This is a genomic window from Alcaligenes sp. MMA (assembly GCF_020907215.1).
In the GTDB taxonomy this organism is placed as follows: Bacteria; Pseudomonadota; Gammaproteobacteria; order Burkholderiales; family Burkholderiaceae_B; genus Alcaligenes; species Alcaligenes aquatilis.
Genome location: NZ_JAJJPP010000002.1, coordinates 800,925 through 821,468, shown reverse-complemented (window position 1 = coordinate 821,468; position 20,544 = coordinate 800,925). Strand labels below are relative to the sequence as shown.

At 55.9% G+C, this 20,544-nt stretch carries 17 protein-coding genes; 4 read left to right on the top strand and 13 right to left on the bottom strand.

All coding sequences use genetic code 11. The features are described from left to right. Positions 1-40 precede the first annotated feature (40 nt). The 4 genes from phbB to LNA76_RS12205 all read right to left on the bottom strand — a co-directional run bounded on the left by phbB (position 41) and on the right by LNA76_RS12205 (position 4,394). Positions 41-778 carry an acetoacetyl-CoA reductase gene (gene phbB, locus LNA76_RS12220; RefSeq protein ID WP_045931099.1) on the bottom strand — a complete coding sequence of 246 codons (738 nt, stop codon included), beginning with the start codon at positions 776-778 and terminating at the stop codon, positions 41-43. Between the two features lie 126 nt (positions 779-904). Further along, positions 905-2,536, bottom strand: coding sequence for a PHA/PHB synthase family protein (locus LNA76_RS12215; RefSeq protein ID WP_230019157.1), 1,632 nt, complete (start codon positions 2,534-2,536; stop codon positions 905-907). Between the two features lie 143 nt (positions 2,537-2,679). After that, positions 2,680-3,447, bottom strand: coding sequence for a peptidoglycan editing factor PgeF (gene pgeF, locus LNA76_RS12210; protein WP_230019156.1), 768 nt, complete (start codon positions 3,445-3,447; stop codon positions 2,680-2,682). Then, a complete protein-coding gene (locus LNA76_RS12205; protein WP_094195969.1) occupies positions 3,429-4,394 on the bottom strand; it encodes an RluA family pseudouridine synthase in 966 nt (321 codons plus the stop codon). The genes pgeF and LNA76_RS12205 overlap by 19 nt, the downstream gene beginning before the upstream one ends. A gap of 95 nt (positions 4,395-4,489) precedes the next feature. Here LNA76_RS12205 and LNA76_RS12200 point away from each other — a divergent pair, with 95 nt between their 5' ends. Continuing rightward, on the top strand, positions 4,490-5,287 hold the full coding sequence (locus tag LNA76_RS12200; protein ID WP_199827906.1) for an outer membrane protein assembly factor BamD: 798 nt from the start codon (positions 4,490-4,492) through the stop codon (positions 5,285-5,287). Positions 5,288-5,536: 249 nt separating this feature from the next. Here the strand turns inward: LNA76_RS12200 and LNA76_RS12195 are convergent, their stop codons facing one another. The 8 genes from LNA76_RS12195 to LNA76_RS12160 all read right to left on the bottom strand — a co-directional run bounded on the left by LNA76_RS12195 (position 5,537) and on the right by LNA76_RS12160 (position 14,999). Next, complete coding sequence (locus LNA76_RS12195) at positions 5,537-6,220, bottom strand: TetR/AcrR family transcriptional regulator (protein ID WP_230019155.1); 684 nt, start codon at positions 6,218-6,220, stop codon at positions 5,537-5,539. Between the two features lie 51 nt (positions 6,221-6,271). Further along, positions 6,272-7,567 carry a TRAP transporter large permease gene (locus LNA76_RS12190; protein ID WP_094195966.1) on the bottom strand — a complete coding sequence of 432 codons (1,296 nt, stop codon included), beginning with the start codon at positions 7,565-7,567 and terminating at the stop codon, positions 6,272-6,274. A gap of 2 nt (positions 7,568-7,569) precedes the next feature. Then, complete coding sequence (locus tag LNA76_RS12185) at positions 7,570-8,076, bottom strand: TRAP transporter small permease (protein WP_108727913.1); 507 nt, start codon at positions 8,074-8,076, stop codon at positions 7,570-7,572. Positions 8,077-8,096: 20 nt separating this feature from the next. Then, positions 8,097-9,089 carry a TRAP transporter substrate-binding protein DctP gene (gene dctP, locus LNA76_RS12180; protein WP_094195964.1) on the bottom strand — a complete coding sequence of 331 codons (993 nt, stop codon included), beginning with the start codon at positions 9,087-9,089 and terminating at the stop codon, positions 8,097-8,099. A gap of 48 nt (positions 9,090-9,137) precedes the next feature. After that, positions 9,138-10,463, bottom strand: a complete 1,326-nt coding sequence (locus LNA76_RS12175; protein ID WP_230019154.1) for an NAD(P)/FAD-dependent oxidoreductase — start codon at positions 10,461-10,463, stop codon at positions 9,138-9,140. Continuing rightward, positions 10,460-10,825 carry an ethanolamine utilization protein EutQ gene (locus LNA76_RS12170; protein ID WP_230019153.1) on the bottom strand — a complete coding sequence of 122 codons (366 nt, stop codon included), beginning with the start codon at positions 10,823-10,825 and terminating at the stop codon, positions 10,460-10,462. Before LNA76_RS12170 ends, LNA76_RS12175 begins: the two co-directional genes overlap by 4 nt. Before the next feature lie 263 nt (positions 10,826-11,088). Next, positions 11,089-12,570: a SulP family inorganic anion transporter gene (locus LNA76_RS12165; RefSeq protein ID WP_230019152.1), complete on the bottom strand. Its 1,482-nt coding sequence runs from the start codon at positions 12,568-12,570 to the stop codon at positions 11,089-11,091. Positions 12,571-12,944: 374 nt separating this feature from the next. Beyond that, positions 12,945-14,999 carry an ATP-dependent DNA helicase gene (locus LNA76_RS12160; protein WP_230019151.1) on the bottom strand — a complete coding sequence of 685 codons (2,055 nt, stop codon included), beginning with the start codon at positions 14,997-14,999 and terminating at the stop codon, positions 12,945-12,947. 160 nt (positions 15,000-15,159) lie between these two features. Between LNA76_RS12160 and LNA76_RS12155 the strand changes: the two genes are divergently transcribed. The 3 genes from LNA76_RS12155 to LNA76_RS12145 all read left to right on the top strand — a co-directional run bounded on the left by LNA76_RS12155 (position 15,160) and on the right by LNA76_RS12145 (position 18,911). Next, positions 15,160-17,508 (top strand): Tex family protein, encoded by a 2,349-nt coding sequence (locus tag LNA76_RS12155; protein WP_230019150.1) that lies wholly within the window; start codon positions 15,160-15,162, stop codon positions 17,506-17,508. Positions 17,509-17,511: 3 nt separating this feature from the next. Next, positions 17,512-18,024 carry a hypothetical protein gene (locus LNA76_RS12150; RefSeq protein ID WP_094195959.1) on the top strand — a complete coding sequence of 171 codons (513 nt, stop codon included), beginning with the start codon at positions 17,512-17,514 and terminating at the stop codon, positions 18,022-18,024. Between the two features lie 236 nt (positions 18,025-18,260). Continuing rightward, complete coding sequence (locus LNA76_RS12145) at positions 18,261-18,911, top strand: CatB-related O-acetyltransferase (protein ID WP_094195958.1); 651 nt, start codon at positions 18,261-18,263, stop codon at positions 18,909-18,911. 289 nt (positions 18,912-19,200) lie between these two features. Here LNA76_RS12145 and LNA76_RS12140 read toward each other — a convergent pair whose 3' ends face one another. Beyond that, complete coding sequence (locus LNA76_RS12140) at positions 19,201-20,523, bottom strand: tryptophan--tRNA ligase (protein ID WP_230019149.1); 1,323 nt, start codon at positions 20,521-20,523, stop codon at positions 19,201-19,203. Positions 20,524-20,544: the final 21 nt, after the last annotated feature.

Here is a 20,544-nt window from a genome sequence, read left to right as displayed (position 1 = left end):
TCAATAAAACAAAAACACGCGCTATGCACTGCAACAAGCCTTAGCTCATGTGCAAGCCACCGTTCAGGGAGAAATCCGCGCCAGTGGCAAAGCCGGAATCACCCGAGGCCAGCCAAGCGACCATAGACCCGATTTCATCGGGCGTGCCCAAGCGCCCCACCGGAATGGTAGCCACGATTTTCTCCAGCACATCGGGACGAATCGCGCGGACCATGTCCGTACCAATATAACCGGGGGAAATAGTATTGACCGTCACCCCCTTATTGGCAACCTCCTGAGCCAGGGCCATGGTAAAGCCGTGGATCCCGGCTTTGGCCGTCGAGTAGTTGGTCTGGCCAAATTGCCCTTTTTGCCCGTTCACCGAACTGATGTTGATGATGCGGCCCCATTGGCGCTCTACCATGCCATCAATCACTTGTTTGGTCACGTTGAACAAGCTATTCAGGTTGGTGTCGATCACTGCGCGCCAATCTTCCTGGCTCATTTTACGGAAGGTTCCGTCGCGTGTAATCCCGGCATTATTGACCAGCACATCGACACGGCCAAAATCGGAAAATACTTTCTTAAAGGTCTCGACGGTCGAATCCCAGTCTGCCACGTTGCCCACCGAAGCATGAAATGTGTAGCCCAGCTCGGCTTGCTCGCCCAACCATTTCTGAAAATCACGGTTGGGGCCACAACCTGCAATTACGGTAAACCCGTCTTTGGCCAGGCGCTGACAAATGACTGTCCCTATCCCTCCCATACCACCAGTTACGTAAGCTACTTTGCTGCTCATATCCATCTCCTGAAAGGGGTGACAACGCTCGAATCCCTGTGCCGGCCCGGGCAATGAAAAAGCCTGGCGTCGGGATCAAGGAAGCAGGCTGATTACCCTGCTCCCGAAACCTGAAAAACTGAAGAATTAACTGGCGCGCACTTTCACATAACTGCCGGGCGCCTCTTCCAGCACGGGATAACGCGCATGGCCCAATCGACGTTTTGCGCGACGCCGTGAGCCCGACAAGGGCGCAAGCCAAGCAATCCAGTCCGACCACCAGCTACCGGGTACGGACTGAGCCCGTTCCATATACTGCTGGGCATCCAGCGTGGCGACCGGCTCGCCGTCTTGCAGCACCCAATAATTACGACGCTGCTTGGCAGGCGGATTGATCACGCCCGCAATATGGCCAGACGCTCCCAACACAAACCGATGCTGGGCCGCCGGCAATGCCCGCAAGGACGCATAGGCAGACTGCCAGGGCACGATATGGTCATCTTTGGAGCCATACAGGTACACAGGCAAATCGAGCTGACTCAGATCGGCACGGTGCTCTCCCACGGGGACGCCCCCCTTCTGAATCAGGCGATTTTCCAGATAGGTATTACGCAAATACCAGGTAAAGAAAGGACCGGGCAAATGGGTGCCGTCGGAATTCCAGTACAGCAGATCAAATGCAGGCGGTTTTTTGCCCTGCAAGTAATTGCTGTTCACATAGTTCCAAACCAGCTCGGCGGGGCGCAAGAAAGAAAAGGTACTGGCCAGTTCGCGGGCATTGAGCAAACCGCCCTGCCCCAACTGCCACTCCCGAAACGCGACCTGTGCCTCGTCGATGAAGACGTTCAGCATACCCACGTCAGTAAAGTCCAACATGGTGGTCAACAAGGTCATGGAAGCGGCCAGATCCTGGCCTTTATTGCGCGCCAGTGCCAAGGCACTGGCCAGCAAGGTGCCGCCAATACAAAAGCCCAGCGTATTGATTTTTTCCTGTCCCGACAGTTCCTGGCTGACGCGAATCGCCTCCAGCACGCCTTGCTCCAGATAGTCCTGCCAGCTCAGGGCATGGATATGGGCTGCATCGTTCGGCTGGGGATTGCGCCAGGACATCAGATACACCGTCAGCCCCTGATCCAGGGCATGGCGTACGAACGAGTTCTCGGGTTGCAAGTCCAGAATGTAGAACTTGTTAATACACGGGGGCACGATCAGCAAAGGCACGGCATGCACCATGCTGGTGGTGGGTGAGTACTGAATCAGCTGGAAAATATCATTCTGGAACACCACGGCACCTGCAGTGGTGCCCACGTTTTGCCCCAACTGAAACTGGCTTTCATCCGTTTGGGTCATGCGCCCCTTTTGCCAGTCATCCATAAAGTTGGACATGCCTTCCAGCACCGACTGGCCGCCCGTGTCCATCATGGTTTGTAGAGCCTGGGGGTTGAGCATCAAGTAATTGCTGGGCGACATGGCCTCGGCCCACTGCATCATGGAAAAGCTCAGACGCTCCCGCTGTGCGGTGTCCAGCTCCATCAGGTCCAGCATCTCGTTCATGGCCTGAACGCTAAGCTGCCAGACATGGGCATTGAACAAGGCGGTAGGATTACGCTGCCAGGCGGCATCCGCAAACCGACGATCCTGCGGGGCAGGCAAGGCTCCCCGTTGAGCCTGGTCCCACAGCTCCTGCCACTGCTGCATGTAACGAGCCTGGAGTTCAGCACAGCCGGTAGCATCCATCGGTTTGCCAAAACCTTGAAAAGCACTGTTATTACTCGACATCTGCCACCTGTAAACGAATTGCAAATACGCTTAGAGCATGACGTTCGTCACAAAGGCAGTCAATTGGGGTAATTAATTAGGCTGGCGCGCCAATAGACGGAATTAAAAATTCCATATGGTATTTAAAAACGAGCAAAAAACCGTTAACGCGGGTTCAGGCGAGCAATCGTGGCTTGTCGGCCAGTCAAGGGCGAGCGCCGATAAGAATAAAACAAATCATTATCTTGAAACGTGCACAGGCCACTTAAATGCACAGTTATTTTTCCGAGGCTCAATTTTTCCAATCGGTGGCGTGCAATACCGGGCAAATCCGCCTGCCATTTTCCAGGGCGTTTTCCCCGAATAAAAAAGGCGGCCAATTCAGGCTCGTCCAGAACATAGGCATCAAAGACCTCCTGCCCGACCTCGAAGTGCTCCTGGCTAATCGCCGGCCCAATCCAGGCTTGCCAGGATTGCGCTTGGGGACAACGGGCGGCCATCGCCTGCCAGGTATTTTCCAAGACTCCGGCTTGCAGCCCACGCCAACCGGCATGGGCCACACCGAGCACCTGGGCATGCTCATCCCAAATGACAACCGGCAGGCAATCCGCCGTCAAGATGGCCAAAGTGCGATCCCGGCGCGTGGTGATAGCGGCATCAAACTGCCTGGGCACGGCAGGCAGGACCTCCTGATCCGCATCCAGCACGTCTGTACCATGTACCTGTGCCAACCAGATGGGCTCCGCACTCAAAAAGTCCGCAAGCCGTTGCCGATTGACCTGCACCCGCTGCGGATCGTCGCCGGTATTCAAGCCCAGGTTCAGGCTGTCGCGCTCGTCCTGGCTGACGCCACCGGCCCGAGTCGTACAAAAATAAAGCAGCCCCGCTTGTGCGGGGCCGCTAACCGTAGAAATCAACGTTGAGTGTGCCATTCAATAGACTCTACAACAGACTGATAATCAGCCGGTGGCTCTGCCGAGAAGCTGCGGCGCTCGCCCGTATCGGGATCTTCAAACTCCAGCACGTGCGCATGCAGCATTTGACGCTGTGCCCCCGCAACCACGCGGCCACCATAGAGGGTATCGGCCAGCAGGGGATGCTTGATCGAACTGAGATGGACACGAATCTGGTGGGTACGCCCTGTCTCCAGTCGGCAAGCCACTTCGGTCACCGCTTCTTCACCCGCATAACCCTGACGCAACATTTGATAATGCGTTACGGCATGCTTGGGGGCAACGGATGGTCCAGTGCTCATGCGCACTGGCACGCGCAAATCGCGTCCAATTGGCTCATCTACCGAGCCCTGGCCCGGCAAGACACCATGGACCAACGCCAGATACTGGCGTCCCATGCTACGCTCTTGCAGTTGTCGGACAAAGTGAGTTTGTGCGACTTCTGTGCGAGCCACCACCAGCAAGCCGGAAGTGTCTTTGTCCAGCCGGTGTACAACACCGGCACGGGGCACCTGTCGCAAAGTGGGAAAGCGAAACAGCAAACCATTGAGCAAGGTGCCGCGCCAGTTACCCGCGCCAGGGTGCGTGACCAGACCGACTGGCTTGTTTACCACCAGCCAGGAGTCACTTTGAGCCACAATCTCGAAGTCCACGTCATCGGGCTCAAAAGCCATGTCTTCTGGGGCCTGTTGCTCCCAGACCAGCACGGTATCACCGGGGTAAACCGTATGCTTGACCTTGACGGCCTGGCCGTTGACGAGAACATGCCCGCTCTCGACCCAGGACTGTAGACGGCTGCGCGAATGCTGAGGCAGTAACCGCGCTAAAGTCTTGTCCAGACGATCGGGAGACGCAGTGATGGGAAGGATAAAACGCAGTGCGTCGGAAGAAACAACACTATCTTTTTCAGTATCTGTGTCAGGCATGGCGACAAATCATATAATTGAGCAGCAATGCTAACACCAAGGACGCTTTTGTGACTCGCCTGAACCTGAACTTGCCACGTATTCGTGGTACCAAGCTGGCCCAAGTAGCCGCATTAATGCTGGCTGCCACTTTGCTTGCTGGCTGCGGCACTACCAAAAAAGAAGTTGACCCCACCTCGGGTTGGACCGCCGAGCGTTTGTATAAAGACGCCCGTGAAGAAATGTCGGCCGGCAACTGGAAAGACGCGCGTACCCGCCTGGAAGCCGTCGAGTCCCGCTACCCCTTCGGCACATATGCACAGCAATCGCTGATCGACCAGGCTTACATTAACTGGAAAGACGAAGAGCCTGGCAAAGCCCTGGCCGCTATTGACCGCTTCCAGAAGCAGTACCCCAGCCACCCCGGCACCGACTATATGCTGTACCTGAAAGGACTGATCTCTTTTACGCCTCCTAGCGCTGCCCTGTCCAACATTACCCAGCAGGACCCCAGCGAGCGTGACCCTAAAGGTCTGCGTGAATCCTACGAAGCCTTTAACGATCTGCTGCAACGCTACCCCGACAGCCGATACGCACCCGATGCCGCCAAACGTTTAACCTGGCTGGTCAGCACCATCGCTCAGAACGAAGTACATGTGGCCGAGTACTACTACAAACGTGGCGCCTACGTTGCCGCTGTTAACCGTGCCCAAACCGTTATTACGGACTTCAAGGGTGTGCCCATCGCCGAACGTGCGCTGTACCTGATGTACCTGTCTTACGACAAGATGGGCCAGACCGAGTTGCGCGACACCACCAAACGCGTGATGGACCAAAACTTCCCTGACTCAAAATACTTCACGGAAGGCTTGGATACCAAGGTTAACTACTGGAACCCCATCAACTGGTTCTAAGCCTTGCAGCAAAGCAGCACAAGATACGGACTGCCTTTGTGAAGCGGCAATAAAACGTCTCACTGAACGCAATCCCAAAAAGGGCCGAATCCTCTTCAGGATTCGGCCCTTTTAGTTTCCCGACTTCAAACTGATATTCCTTGGCAACTCGCTTTGCCCTGCTCCTCAGAGCAAGAACTATCAGTCAGGACGCTCCTTCCTCTGTGGCCCCTAGGCACGCCTGACGCCCACCGGCTCCAGAGCATCCAACTATCCCACCACTTTCTTGGCATTGTCCTTTTGCACGCTATACATGCGCTCTGCAAAAGCCTTGGCCTTGGCCGGATCCAAAGGCTGGCCACCCAAGATCTTCATGGTGTCATTCAAATACACCATACGATCTTCCAGATTTTCCTGCAGGCCAATCAAGTAATAGCCAATCTGACAAAAGTACGTTGTCCGTGCTCGGGTCTGAGCTTCTATCTGTTCCAACCCCATACGCTGAAAGAAATTAGCCAAGGCATTCATGCAAGCCTTGTCCGCCCGCGCTACCGCCTGACGCACCCGCTCGGAGCGCCTTGCCCAATCACGCATGGCCATATCCAGACCCGGTTCGAAACGGGACACGTCCAGCCAGGTGGAGAACAGCGACAACATGCCATCTTGCAAATTGTCCACATTCTCTAGCGCCAGCATGGTAGAGTGCATATTCTTTTGCTCCCAAAAACCGACCAGCCCATCAAGCAGATCGTCCCTGTCCTTGAAATGCCAATAAAAACTTCCCCGTGTGACGGCCATAACCTGGGCCAGACGGGTGATGCGCACCGCCTCCACACCTTCTTGCATAAACAAGCGAATGGCGGCCTCCAGCCAATCCGCCCGCGTCAAATGCACATTAGGCTCGCTCAACGCCCCGGCTTGGGCCACACGTTCAATCAATTCCTTATCGCTCATATCGCTTGCTTGTAGAGTCGCTTTAATCGCCAAAGTATACCGGCGCTCCTCTTACAACAGGCCCAGCATTCGTGGAAACGCCAAGGAAACGGCGGGCACAAAGGTGGTAATCAACTGAACCGGAATGGCTACAAACACAATCATGGCAATGGCCGGACTAAAAGAGCGGTGTACCGCTACTTTACTGATACGGCAGGACATATACAGCACAGGTGCCATCGGCGGACTGTTGGAACCTACGATTACTGCACATGCCACAATCGCGGCAAACTGTACCGGGTTGACCTCTGCCGCCCCCACCAACGGCAGCAGCAAGGGAGCCACCACCACGGTCAAGGACACGTCATCAATAATCATGCCCACCAGAACCAGAAAGATATTCACCATCAAAAGAATTCCGATGGGACTATCGACCAGACCGGTCACAAAAGTGGCCAGGTCCTGTGGCACGCCTTGCGCAACCAGAATTCGGCCAATCAGGAAAGAGAACAGCAAGATCAGGATGACCGTCCCCGTGGTCTCTGCCGTACGTACAAAACTGTCGCACAGCTTGCGCAAGGTCAGCTCACGGTACACAAAGCAGCCAATACCGATGACCAGCACAACAGCTACCGCAGCCGCTTCTGTGGGCGTGAAGACTCCCCCATAAATCCCGCCCAGAATCAAGGCAGGAATACATAAGGCGGGGATGGCATAGAACAAGGTTTTGAGCGAGTAACGCCCTTGAGTTTCGTGCGCAGGCTGAGCAGGCGACTCCTTGAACCAGCGTCCAGCCACGACGTAATTGAACAAAATCAAACCAAACATCAAGAGCAAGCCCGGTCCGATCGTCGCTGCAAAGCAGGCCACCACGGATTGCTGGGTCACCACGGCAAACAAAATCATGGTAATGGACGGCGGGATCAGAATGCCCAGCAAGGAGGAAATACCCAACAAGGCCGCCGAATACTGACGAGGATAACCACGTTGTTCCATGGGGTCGACCAAGATGGTGCCAATGGAAGCCACTGCCGCCGAGGCAGTCCCCGAAATCGCCCCGAACACCCCGGAAGCCAGAACCATGCTGGCCCCCATGCCACCACGACGATTCTTGACCAGCATTTCGGCAAAACCCACCAAACGATGAGCAATCCCGCCTGCCTGCATCAAATAACCTGCCATGATGAACAAGGGCAAGGCCAGCAGAACCAGGGAGTTCAAGGAACGGAATCCTTGCAGCATCAAGGTGTTCAAATTGACGTCATAGACCAAGGTCAACATTAACAACGTGCCAGCAAAGGACCAGGCCACCGGCACCCCCACCCCCAGCAGGAACAGCAGCAAGAGAACAGAAAATCCAGCATGCATAATCAATCGTCTCCCTGGCGCAAGGCCATCAAAGACTGATAAACATCGCGCAAGGCATACAACAGGCTACCGACTGCGTTCAGGCCAATTGCAGACTGAGGCACCCAGACAGGAATCGACAGCTCCGCCATGGTGGCGGAGAAGCGGGAGCCCCACATGAACATGCGCAAGGTCCAATAAGCGAAGGCCACCACAATAATCAGTACCAGTACCGACACAATAAAACGGTGAATGGCACGCGCTTGTGGCGTTTTCAAACGATGTGACAGATAGTCCACCACCAGATGCTGACGGGACTGACTGGCGATCAGCGCCCCGGTCATGTACAGCCAGATCGCCGCCACCATCACAATGGTGTGCACTCCTGTTGCCGGCCAGTTCAGGTAGTAACGTGCTGCCACCACATAGGCCAAACCTGCCGCCACCACGATGCTTGACACAATGGCCAGCCATTCCAGGGCAACCAGGGTCGGCCCGCGCTTCATTGGGATACCCTCACTCACGCTCATACTCCCTTGATCCAAGGTGTTCACTTAAGAGCCGAGGCGTTTTTCTCGATATGCGCCATGATGTTCTCGCCTACTTCAGCGTGCATCGATGGCCAGACTTTGGCGCGGACATGCGTACCCAATGCGGCCAGCTGATCCTTGTCGAGTTCAATGTAGTTTTTGCCCAGCGCCTTCCACTTCTCCACAATAGCCGCGTCCGCTAGCTGGGCCTTGGCAAACTGCTCTTGCATGATGCTGGTGGCGGAGGCTTGAATCACTTCCTGTTGTTCGGGTTTCAGGGCCTCCCAAGCTTCCAGGTTCATGGACAGCACACCAGTAATGAATTGCTGCTTGCTGCGCACGTAATAATCCAAGGTGTCGCGGAAATACTCGTAGTCGTAATAAATGACATTGGCCGCGTCGCCATCGACCACGCCAGTTTGAATGGAAGTGAACACCTCCCCCCAATCAATGGCGGCCGTTTGGTAACCCATGGCTTGCACAGACTGCTGCATTATGGAGATTGGAGGTACCCGTACCTTGATGCTCTTGGCATCCTCCACCGTCAACGCATGTTTGCCTTTGGTAGCAACGCCATTAAAGCCTTCAGGCCAGGCACCAAAGAACTTCAGACCATTTTCCTTGTAAACACTATCCAGCGTTTCATTCAGCCAGCCACCAGGCTGGTAAGCAGCCAGGGCTTCTTCCCAGGTGGTGAACATATAAGGCGTATAGATCACCGCAATGCGCTTGTCATAGGAAGTCATGGGCCAGTTCAACATCAACTGCACATCCCCCGCTATGTGCTGATCGAACACCTCTTCCTGACCTCCTAACTGGTTCTGATAAAAAACGCGTGGCGACAAAGCGCCTTGCGTGCCCTCTTTAATCAACGCGGCCCATTTTTCGATAGCGTCACCGCTAGGCGAACCCTGCGCGCCCGAGTCTGTTGCAATGCGCATGGTTTGTGCGGACACGGTGGCCACACTCAGGCTGAACATCACCGTCAGCAAAGTCTTGCTCAAAAGCGTCATAACTCCTCCTGGGTATCTCTTTTAAATTTGTTGTTCAAACTTCACTTGTCAGGCTTCTGCTCGGTGTCGCCACAACTCCCAGCCCAAACGGGCCCGGACCCCCACATCCAGAAACGGCCGTGGCGGCAAAGCATCGGGTTGCCCCAGAGCCTGCATGTCAGCAATCAAAGGGTTATCCACGCCACAGGCCAGATCCGCCACCAACATGCCGGAGATCGTACCTTTGGTCAGCCCCACCCCGTTCTGACACACCGCGCAGTACACATGTGGCGCCACCTGCCCAAAGCCGGGCGAGCCGTTACGGGACAAGCAGATAAAGCCCGTCCAGGTGTGCTCCATTTCCACGTTCTTCAGATTCGGGAAACGCTCATCAAACAGGGCTTTGTGCTCGATGCGAACACGGCGACGGCTCTGGTCATCGCTACGCAAATTAGGGGCGTACGTCATGTGCTGGCGAATCAGAATGCGCTGGTCATTGGTGCGGCGCATGGTGATACCTACAAACGCATTGGCGGGCGTCAAACCCCAGCTGGGCAAACCGCCCAATTCACGCTGTTCGCTTTCGGTCAGGCAACGAGTCAAGCTGGCATGAGCGGCCATCGGCATCAGCTTGCCGCTATAAAACCCAAACTGCTCCGCGAACACGTTCACGGCCAGAATCATCTTTCCTGCACGAACTTTGCCGCCGGGGGTGTCCAGCGTGACGCCATCACCTTGCTGCAAAGACAACACCGGCGTTTTTTCGTAGACGGTGACGTTGGGAGGCATATTGTCAGCCAGGCCACGCGATAAAGCAGCCGGGTTCAGCAGCACCGTGCCTGGGGTGTAAATACCTGTACGGAAATGCTTGAATCCCAGCTTATCGTGCAAAGCCTTCCCGTCCAGCCACTCATGCGGTTCCTTCAAGGACTCCAGCACCTGAAGCGTGGGCTTCAGGGTTGTGCTTACGCCTTCCTCGGAAACCGCCGCATGGAATTTCCCGATGGGGCTCCAGTCGCACTCGATACCGTAACGCTCGACCTGGGTTCTTAGATAAGCAATTGCCGTACGCGCCAAGCGCACGTGCGAGCGGGCGGCGTCCAGTTCGCCCATGGAACTACCAACGTTATGCGGGCTATCAATCGCAAAGCCGGAGTTTCGGCCTTGAGCCCCTTCACCCACCTGATCCGCTTCCAGCACCACGATGCTGTCATCGGGACGATTCTCTGCCAGGCGACGAGCTGCGGCCAAACCGGCCAGACCACCGCCAACAATCACCCAATCGGCTTGTATATCTTTACCTAAGGCTGGCTTGGCCATGCGAGGCGCCAGAAGCCGACTCCACCCATTGGTCTTGTCGTTCTCCGGCAGGCGCGTAATTTTCTTGGTGCTCATGCGGCCGTCCGTGCGCTGGCCCAGTTGCTGGGATGCAGGCAATAATGGATCAGAGCAGACTCTGCTTCGTAGATCAGGGGAGTACCTGCGGGTAGCCAAACGCAGTCAAGGGGCCCTGCTTTCAAAACACCTTGCGGGGTATGAATATTGATGCTGCCTTCAATTACCGTGACCACTTCGTCGTAAAGCACAGTCCATTCAATTCGCGCCTTGCTCAGACGGGCATAACCAGCACTGAGAGGCGTGCCATCTTGTTCACCCACAATCTCCGCCAACTGCGCCATCTCGGGCTTTTCCTGTCGAGGCTGGAACGCCAAATCATTGAAACGCATCACCCGCGGCATCGTTTTTTCTGTCGTCATTCGCTTCACCAAACATAAGTGGATTCATAACATACATATCTGTATGTTGTGATGGTAGTTAGCTTGATGTAGAGCGTCAATGTCTTGAAGGATGGGGATTACCCTGCGTCGCACCCAGATTCTTGTTTAAGCTTGAATTATTATTTCCAGGCAATTGCGTGGGGCTGGAGGTGCACGACCGGGACTGAAATGTCCCCTTCAGAACCCAGGAAGGAGCAGACGATGGCAGTTAAGGCCGGCGCATCCAGCGCCGGCCACGCTATTTAATGAGGGTTTACGGGACTCGCACCGTCACTGCTGGGGTAACGAGCAAACTGTTCGATCATTGTCGTGCTACTGGCATCGAGCCCCTGCACCTGCACCTGGGCACCGCCACGACGCAACTTCAACACAACCCGATCCAAGGCCGCAACCGAGCTTAAGTCCCAAAATCGTGTCTGGCTCACATCAATACAGATATGCGGCACTTTCTCTTGATAGTCGAACTTTGAAAAAAAGTTCTCTGCCGAGGCAAAAAACACCTGCCCGAAAACAATATAAGTACGTGTCTGGCCATCTTGGCTAAGGCTTGAGGTGATGTGCAAAATACGGCGCACCTTGTGTGCAAAGAATACCCCGGAGAACAGGACACCTGTCAGCACTCCTTTGGCCAGGTCGTGGGTGGCAACAGTGACCACCACCGTCGCCAACATGACAACACTGGATGTTCTGGGATGCACGACCAGGTCTTTGATTGAACGCCAATTGAATGTGCTGATGGACACCATCACCATCACGGCAACCAAGGCAGCCATCGGTATCTGCTTGACCCACTCCCCCAGAAAGACAACCAGTATCAACAGCACAACACCCGCTGTTAAGGTGGACAGTCGGCCACGCCCACCTGATTTCACATTGATCACCGATTGCCCAATCATGGCACAGCCAGCCATCCCTCCTACAAAGCCCGTGGCGATATTGGCAATACCCTGTCCTACACACTCTCTGTCTTTGTTGCTCGTGGTATCGGTCATATCGTCCACGATAGTGGCCGTCATCAAGGATTCCAATAGACCCACAACACATAAGGTGACAGAGTAAGGAAAAATGATTTGCAGTGTTTCCCATGTCCAAGGAACCTGCGGGATCAAAAAGCTGGGCAGGCTGTCAGGCAAGGCCCCCATATCACCCACGGTGCGGATATCCAGCTCAAAAACCATATAGACAATGCTTAGAACGACAATGGCCACCAAGGGCGAAGGCACTGCCCTGGTGATATAAGGCAATCCATAAATGATGACCAGCCCAGCCGCCGTCATGGCATAAACGGGCCAGGTGACATTCGTCAACTCCGGCAATTGAGCCATAAAAATCAAGATCGCCAGGGCATTGACAAAGCCAGTGATGACCGAGCGCGAGACAAACTGCATAAGCTGCCCAAGGCGAAAAAAGCCAGCCAACATTTGCAGTATCCCTGCAAGAATGGTCGCCGCCAACAAGTAGTCGAGCCCATGCTCTTTCACCAGCGTCACCATCACTAAGGCCATCGCCCCGGTCGCAGCCGAAATCATGCCTGGTCGGCCACCGACAAAAGCGATGAGCGTCGCGATAGAAAAAGAGGCATACAGGCCGACTTTAGGATCCACACCGGCAATAATGGAGAACGCAATGGCTTCCGGAATCAACGCTAATGCCACCACCAGGCCAGCCAGCAAATCACCCCGAACGTTGGAGAACCATTCCGTTCTGATTTTTTCAATAAACATAAACACCGCATTTAGCAAAGAAGAGAGACGCGCTTACCGTATCCAGCTAAACAGTCACCGTCTGGACACGCAAGGCAAAAACATGGGCATGCCCGTCGCGGCAAACAGCGACAGACAAAGAAAAGGACAAAGCAAGGAAAGAGCGCTCTTGCCGCGCTAGTGCCCCCTAAGGGGGTGTGACGGAATGAAAGTGTCCGCGAGGCATGGCTGCGCCCCGGTAATTAACCGGTTTCAGTGTGAGGTAAGCAAGGTTAGCCATGGCCGTGATTGTACTCAGAAAACAAAACGCATTCCCTGCCCTTGGGAACAGACACCTCACCAGGATTGGCCTGGACTATGTTTGGGGGCAAGAAACCAGTCGGTCGACTGTCTCCTTACGGCTGCTCCAGGCCGTCCTCCATCGTCACTTGCCCTGCTTCATCGCTCTGCCGCTTGGCCTTTTGCTCCCGCAAAAACGCCAGCGCACGAGCAGGATCACGAGTCCGAGCGAAAGGTGGCAAACCACGCCACAGCAATTTGCCGTAGGGTTTCTCGACAATGCGGGTATCGCCCACCATCAGCACGCCCCAGTCGCGCTCGGTACGGATCAGGCGCCCAGCCCCTTGTTTCAAGGCAATGGCCGCTTCGGGCAACTGGTATTCCATAAAGGGATTACCGCCTCTGTCTTTGCATTCTTTGATACGGGCCTCCAGCACCGGATCATCCGGCGGAGCAAAGGGTAGCTTGTCGATCGCAACCAGTGTCAAGGCATCACCGGGCAGGTCAATCCCTTCCCAGAAGCTGGCACTGCCCACCAACACCGCATTGCCACGCGCACGGAACTCATCCAGCAGAACCTGGCGCGAACGCTCCCCTTGGCGTAGCACATTGCGCTCTATGTCTTCCCGATCAAATCGGTCTCGCAGCATATCCGCAATCCGCTCTACCGAACGCAAGGTCGTACAGAGCACCAGCACACCGCCCTGACCCGCCTTGATCAGCGGAATGAGCGCATCCACGAACGCCTGGTTGAAATTCGGATGGCTGGGAAGCGGCAAGGTGCTGGGCACATAGAACAGTGCCTGATTCGGATAGTCGAACGGTGAAGCCCAGGCTTCGGTGCGGGCATCGAACAAGCCCAGTTGCCGCTTGAAATGATTGAAATCCCCATGTACCGACAAGGTCGCCGAGGTCAGCACCCAGGACTGCTCCTTGCCTCTGTAACGCGAGAAAATCTTGGCCACCGATAAAGGCGCACTGTGCAAACGCAAATAGTGCTGGCCACTTTCTACCCAACGCACGAATTCGTCGGGCTGGTCTTCATCTTTTTCACTTTCTGGCAGATAGGCGTGGCGGCCCTGGCGATCTGGCTGACTCCACTGGAACAAGCGTGCACGTATCTCCAAGGCACTTTTATGCGCTGCTGCCAGATCAGGATGGCGCTCAGCCACCATAGCCAGCATCTTGATGACCTTATCGAAGGTCTCCAGCAAATTCTCCAGCGCCTCATCAAAAAGCTCAGGCTCGGGCAAGGCCTGGAAAGTGGCGCGGCCACCTTGAGCCGCCAGCGACGCGGTTCGCAAATGCAAATCCCGAGCCGCTTGCTCCAGCTTGCGGGCGACCTGGCTCCAGTCCACGGCCTCACGGGCCTGGGCCAGACCCGCCGCTTCTATCTGCCGACACAAATCCGTCAGTTGATACAAGGACACGCTACTACCCAAAAAACGGGTGGCCACGTCGGGCAGTTGGTGCGCTTCGTCAAACACCACCAGATCCACGCTGGGCAGCAAATCCGTCACACCCTCTTCGCGCAAGGCCAAATCGGCCATGAACAAGGCGTGGTTCACCACCACCACATCGGCATCCTGAGCATGACGGCGGGCCTTCATCACAAAGCAGTCGCGCACAAAGGGACAGTCCTGCCCCAGGCAGTTATCCCGCGTTGAGGTGACCCGGTGCCAAATATCCGCATCTTCGGGGACTTCGGCCAGCTCCCCCTTGTCGCCGCTACGGCTGCGCTCCGTAAAGAGCTGGATAGCACGCAGATAAGCGATTTCCGCACGAGACTTCAGAGCCCGGTCATCCTGCCCCAACCGTTCCAAATGGTAATGACAGACGTAATTACTTCTGCCCTTGAGCAAGGCCACATCGACCGGCAAAGCCAGCGCTTTACGCAGGTGGGGAATATCCCGACGGAACAATTGGTCCTGCAAGGTACGCGTTCCGGTCGAGACCAGCGCTTTACCGCCTTGCATGAACACCGGAACCAAGTAGGCCCAGGTCTTGCCTGTGCCTGTGCCCGCCTCGGCGATCAGTACGCCAGAATCGGCGACCGTCTCGCTGATGGCTTGGGCCAGCTCCAGCTGAGCCTGCCGCGGACGATAGTGCGGGACAGACTCTGCCAGAGGGCCTTGGGGAGAAAAGATATCGGAATAATCCTGCAACAACATGGGGCAAAACCGCTCAGGGAGAGGTGACGAATGACAGAACTGTCTACAATCACAGTGGAATACATACAAGATGATACCTGCCAATTCTGGGTCGCTGCCGGTCTTTATGGCAAAATGCGGCGCTTGCAGACCCTTTTACAACGATGGACCCATAACTGAAATGACTGTGGAAACCCTCGCCCAGCAACAGGATCACCAACAGATTCTGGCGCTACTGGCCTCTGAACTGAACATCCGCATCCAACAAGCCGCCTCGACGGTTGAGCTCTTGGACAACGGGGCCACGGTCCCTTTTATTGCCCGTTACCGCAAGGAAGCCACCGGTGGCCTGGACGATAATGTCCTGCGCGATCTGGAAGTGCGCCTGATCTATTTGCGCGATATGCAATCGCGTCGTCATGCCATTCTGGAATCGATCCGCCAGCAAGAAAAACTGACGCCCGAGCTGGAGCAAGCCATTTTGGCGGCGGACACCAAGCAGCGTCTGGAAGACTTGTACGCGCCGTACAAGCCCAAGCGTCGTACCCGTGCCCAGATTGCCCGCGAGGCCGGTCTGGAGCCGCTGGCGGACGCCATTCTGGCCCAGAAGGATGCCGACCCTGTGGCGTTGGCCGAAGGCTATCTGAATGCCGAAGCCAAGATCGACACGACCAAAGCTGCTCTGGACGGTGCCCGCGACATTCTGGCTGAACGCTTTGCCGAGCAAGCCGACCTGCTGGAAGCCATGCGCGACTATCTGTGGAAGTCCGCCCACCTGTACTCCAAGGTTGCCGAAGGCAAGGAGCAGGAAGGTGACAAATTCCGCGACTGGTTCGACTTTAACGAAGCGCTGCGCCAACTGCCTTCTCACCGCGTGCTGGCTTTGTTGCGCGGCCGTCAGCAAGGTGCGCTGGACCTGCGCCTGGGCCTGAACCCCGAACAGGATCAGCTCTTGCCCCACCCTTGTGTGCTGAAAGTGGCAGAGCTGACCGATATTGGCGCTGACTTTTCCGCCGACGCCAGCCCACGTGACCACTGGTTGGCCGAGGTCTGCCGCTGGACCTGGCGCGTCAAGTTGCTGACGGCGTTTGAATCCGAGCTGATTGGTCGTCTGCGCGAACAAGCTGAGCAGGAATCCACCCGCGTGTTTGCCGCCAATCTGCGCGATTTACTCTTGGCCGCCCCTGCGGGCAATAAAGCCGTTCTGGGCCTGGACCCAGGCATTCGCACCGGCGTGAAAGCCGCTGTGATCGATGCAACCGGCAAGGTGCTGGATACGGCCACCGTCTACCCCTTTGAGCCCCGTCGTGACCGCGAAGGCGCGATTCGTACCCTGGCCGGTCTGGCTACTCGCCACCAAGTTGAACTGGTCGCGATTGGTAACGGCACAGCGTCGCGCGAAACCGAGAAACTGGTGGCTGACCTGCAGTCGGCCTTCCCGCAACTGCCGCTGACCCGCGTCGTCGTGTCCGAGGCAGGGGCATCGGTGTACTCTGCTTCGGAAATGGCTGCCCAGGAATTTCCTGATATGGATGTCAGCCTGCGTGGTGCCGTCTCCATCGCCCGCCGCCTGCAAGATCCGTTGGCCGAACTGGTCAAGATCGACCCCAAATCCATTGGCGTTGGCCAATACCAGCACGACGTGAACCAGCGCGAACTGGCTCGCAGCCTGGATGCCGTGGTCGAAGATTGTGTTAACGCGGTGGGTGTGGACGTCAACACCGCTTCTGCTCCCCTGCTGGCGCGCGTCTCCGGCCTGAACAACACGCTGGCCAAAAACATCGTCACCTGGCGTGACGAAAATGGTGCCTTCCAAAGCCGCAAGCAGTTGCGTGACGTGCCCCGCTTTGGTGAAAAAGCCTTTGAGCAGGCAGCGGGCTTTTTGCGTATTCCCGGCGCAGCCAACCCTCTGGACGCCTCGGCGGTTCACCCCGAAGCCTATCCGGTTGCCGCCCGTATTCTGGAGCGTCTGCAGACCGAAGCCAGCGATGTCATGGGTAAATCCGGCGCACTGAAAGGTTTGTCCCCTTCAGACTTCACGGATGAACGCTTTGGTTTGCCCACCGTGCGTGATATTTTTAACGAAATTGAAAAGCCCGGTCGCGACCCTCGTCCTGAATTTACGACGGCCAAGTTCCAGGAAGGCATCAACTCCCTGAACGATTTGACGCCCGGCATGATTCTGGAAGGCGTGGTCACCAACGTAGCCAACTTTGGTGCCTTTGTGGACGTAGGGGTACACCAGGACGGTCTGGTGCATATCTCGGCTCTGTCTGATACCTTTGTGAAAGATCCGCGTGATGTGGTTCGCGTGGGTCAGACGGTTAAGGTTAAAGTCCAGGAAGTGGATGTCGCCCGCAAGCGTATCGGTTTGACCATGCGCCTGAACGACGACAGCGCCCCAGTGCGTGGTTCCAACAGCACGAGCAACGCTCCCCAACGCCGCTCTGGAAACAATCGCCCCAACCGGCAAGCTGAACCAGCACCAACCGGTGCCATGGCAGCGGCCTTTAGCAAACTTCGGAGATAAGCCATGACTGAGACCGAGCGCCTTTCCCAACTGACGCGTCTGCTCAATCTGCTGACCGGATTTGATCAGAAGGAAGAGGATATTGCAGCCATCAGCCGGTCCGTGCTGACTGCCAGCGCCAGCCCGGCAGCGATGGGTGAGGCGTATGGAAAGCACGCGCAGAACCTGATGGAACACGATCCGGATGGTGCTCTGATCCTGGCCATCAGCTACGAACTGGATGATTATCTGGCCCTGGCCGATACCGTCGATGAACTGTGGGAAGAAATTCTGGCCGCGTTTGAAAATCAGGACCTGCCCGCCTTTCCTTACGACGACATGCCTTTTCAGGACGTAGATGGCTTTTTCCAATGGGCGAACGAGCAGTTGCAGGAGTTTCACCCCTCCTACTGTCTGCTAGAGTTTGCCCAAAGCTATGACGAGGAGTTTCAACTGATCGTGGTCAAACGCGAGAGCCTGGAAGAAATTCTGAGCCTGTGTGAAAAGCTGGATATTCCGGCGCAGCCAGCCGAATAAGGCGGCTATTCCTGCCGGCCCAAGCCCATCATCAAGCCCTGCATGAATGTTTACGCAGGGCTTGATGCTTTATGGCTGGTTTGAATACAAAGCGCCTCAACGCGCACTGAACGAGTCGCGCCATCAAGGTCAACCAAGCGAGCCTCCTAGCCTCGCTTGGCTTCAATACGAACAGCCCACTTTGCCCTTACTGGCGCAAAGCCAGAACCAGCACGGCAAGGTCCAGAAGGAGAAGCATGGTGCAAAAGCACTGGTCGCAGGTCGAACTCCTGCACGAAACCGTATCCAATCCCAATATCCATATACGTGGCACACACAGCTACTACAGCCATGCCTGGACCGGCAGTTTTGAAGAAAGCGTGGTGCGTTACTTGTACGGGGACGAATACAGCCGCAAGACCTGGGACTCTCAATGGCCGGTGGACCAGCTACATATTGGCGACTACGTATGTATCGGTGCCGAGGCCGTGATTCTGATGGGCGGCAACCATACCCATCGCATGGACTGGTTCAGCCTGTATCCCTTCGTGGACAAGATTACGGACGCCTATGTGGGCAAAGGTGACACCCACATCCAGGACGGTGCCTGGATCGGTATGCGGGCCATGATCATGCCCGGTGTCGAGGTTGGTGAAGGCGCTGTGGTGGCCTCGGGGGCGATTGTGACCAAGAGCGTGGCACCGTATACCATCGTGGCCGGGAATCCGGCTGTGCCCGTGCGAAAACGCTTTGATGAGGCAAGCATTGAGCGGCTGCTGGCCTTGAGAATATATGACTGGCCAGAGGAAAAATTCACGGCCTTGCGCGACGTGATCTGTGCAGAAGATATTGCAGCATTGGAGCTGGCCAGCCAGAACTGGGATCAGCGGTCTACGACTCAGACCTGAACCCTTGCCTTAGGGAACTGCAAATGCAGAGTAGCCTTTGTAGCTGAAGCCAATACCCAAGATATCTCTGCCACAGGTTTTATCCTCAACAACCTTTCAAGGTATTGATAAAAAAGTAAAAAACAAAACAGCCCCAAACGTGAGATGAACATCTCGTTTTTGGGGCTGTTTATTTTCAAACGTGCTTCAAGGTAGGGTGCGGTGGCACAAAGAGACTTACTGCATCCAACCTAGGATCAATCCTGGGCAAGTTCTTTGCAAAGAATCAATCCTGCCACCGGCACACGACTTAGTCTCGCATCGAATCCAAAGCGGCTTCGAGTGCATCACGCAGATCTGCCGATACGCGAGCGACTTCCTCTCCGGCACAATGGATTTGCAGTTCCGAGCCATCTTGTTTGACGACCTCGGCGAACGCCTCAGTCTGCAAACCTTTGATTGCCACGCCCGCCTGTTTGGGATCAGCGTAGGAACGCGACAGGAACAACTCATGTCCGGCCGCATCCTGCAGGCGGAAACGGAACGTGCCGTCTTCGTCGCGGAAATTCACAAACCGGGCTTTACGGGCCTTGGTTTCAGTCTTGGTAGCCGCCACGCTGATCGGGTCACGCAGGCCCACAGCAGCCTTCAGTTCGTGAATAAAAGGCGTTGCATAGGCACGAGCCTTGCGGGCACCCACTTGCAGCAGTTCTTCAATGTCCTGAGGGCGAGCCATCAGAGATTCATAACGCTCGCGCATGGGGGCGATCATGGTTTCCAGAATCTGATGCAAAGCTTCTTTGGCCTCGCCCCAGGCCATCCCTTCGATCAGTTGTTGGCGGAAGATCTGAGTCTGCTCTGGCGTCGCAAAGGCCTTGTACAAGGCGGTCAGGTGGGAGTCATCCGGGTTCTTGGGTTCACCCGGGCCTTTGGAGTCCGTCACAATGCGGGCGATGGCGGACTTCAGCGCTTTGGCACCACCTTCAAACAGGGGAATCGTGTTGTCATAGCTCTTGGACATCTTGCGACCGTCCAGGCCCGGCAACAGAGCCACATCTTCCTCGACCTGCACCTCAGGCAGTACAAACAGCTCTTTGCCGCGACCATACAAATGGTTGAAGCTCTTGGCGATATCACGCGCCATTTCCAGATGCTGAACCTGATCACGGCCCACAGGCACTTTATGCGCGTTGAACATCAAGATGTCAGCCGCCATCAACACGGGATAGCTGAACAAGCCCATGGTCACGCCGTCGTCCGGCTCCATGCCAGCCGCCTCGTTTTTATCCACGGAGGCTTTATACGCGTGCGCACGGTTCATCAAACCCTTGCCCGTCACGCAGCCCAGCATCCAGGACAGTTCGGGAATTTCAGGAATATCAGATTGGCGATAGAACGTTACCTTTTCCACATCCAGGCCGCAGGCTATCCAGGTGGCGGCAATCGCACGGCGCGAAATGGCTACGCGCTCCGGGTCGTCACATTTGATCAGGGCGTGGTAGTCCGCCATGAAGAAAAATGCGTCGACATCGGCTTGCTGGCTAGCACGGATAGCAGGACGAATCGCCCCGGCATAGTTACCCAAGTGTGGAATACCGGTCGTTGTAACGCCGGTCAGTACTCGTGTCGTCATGATAAAAAATACGCTTATAAA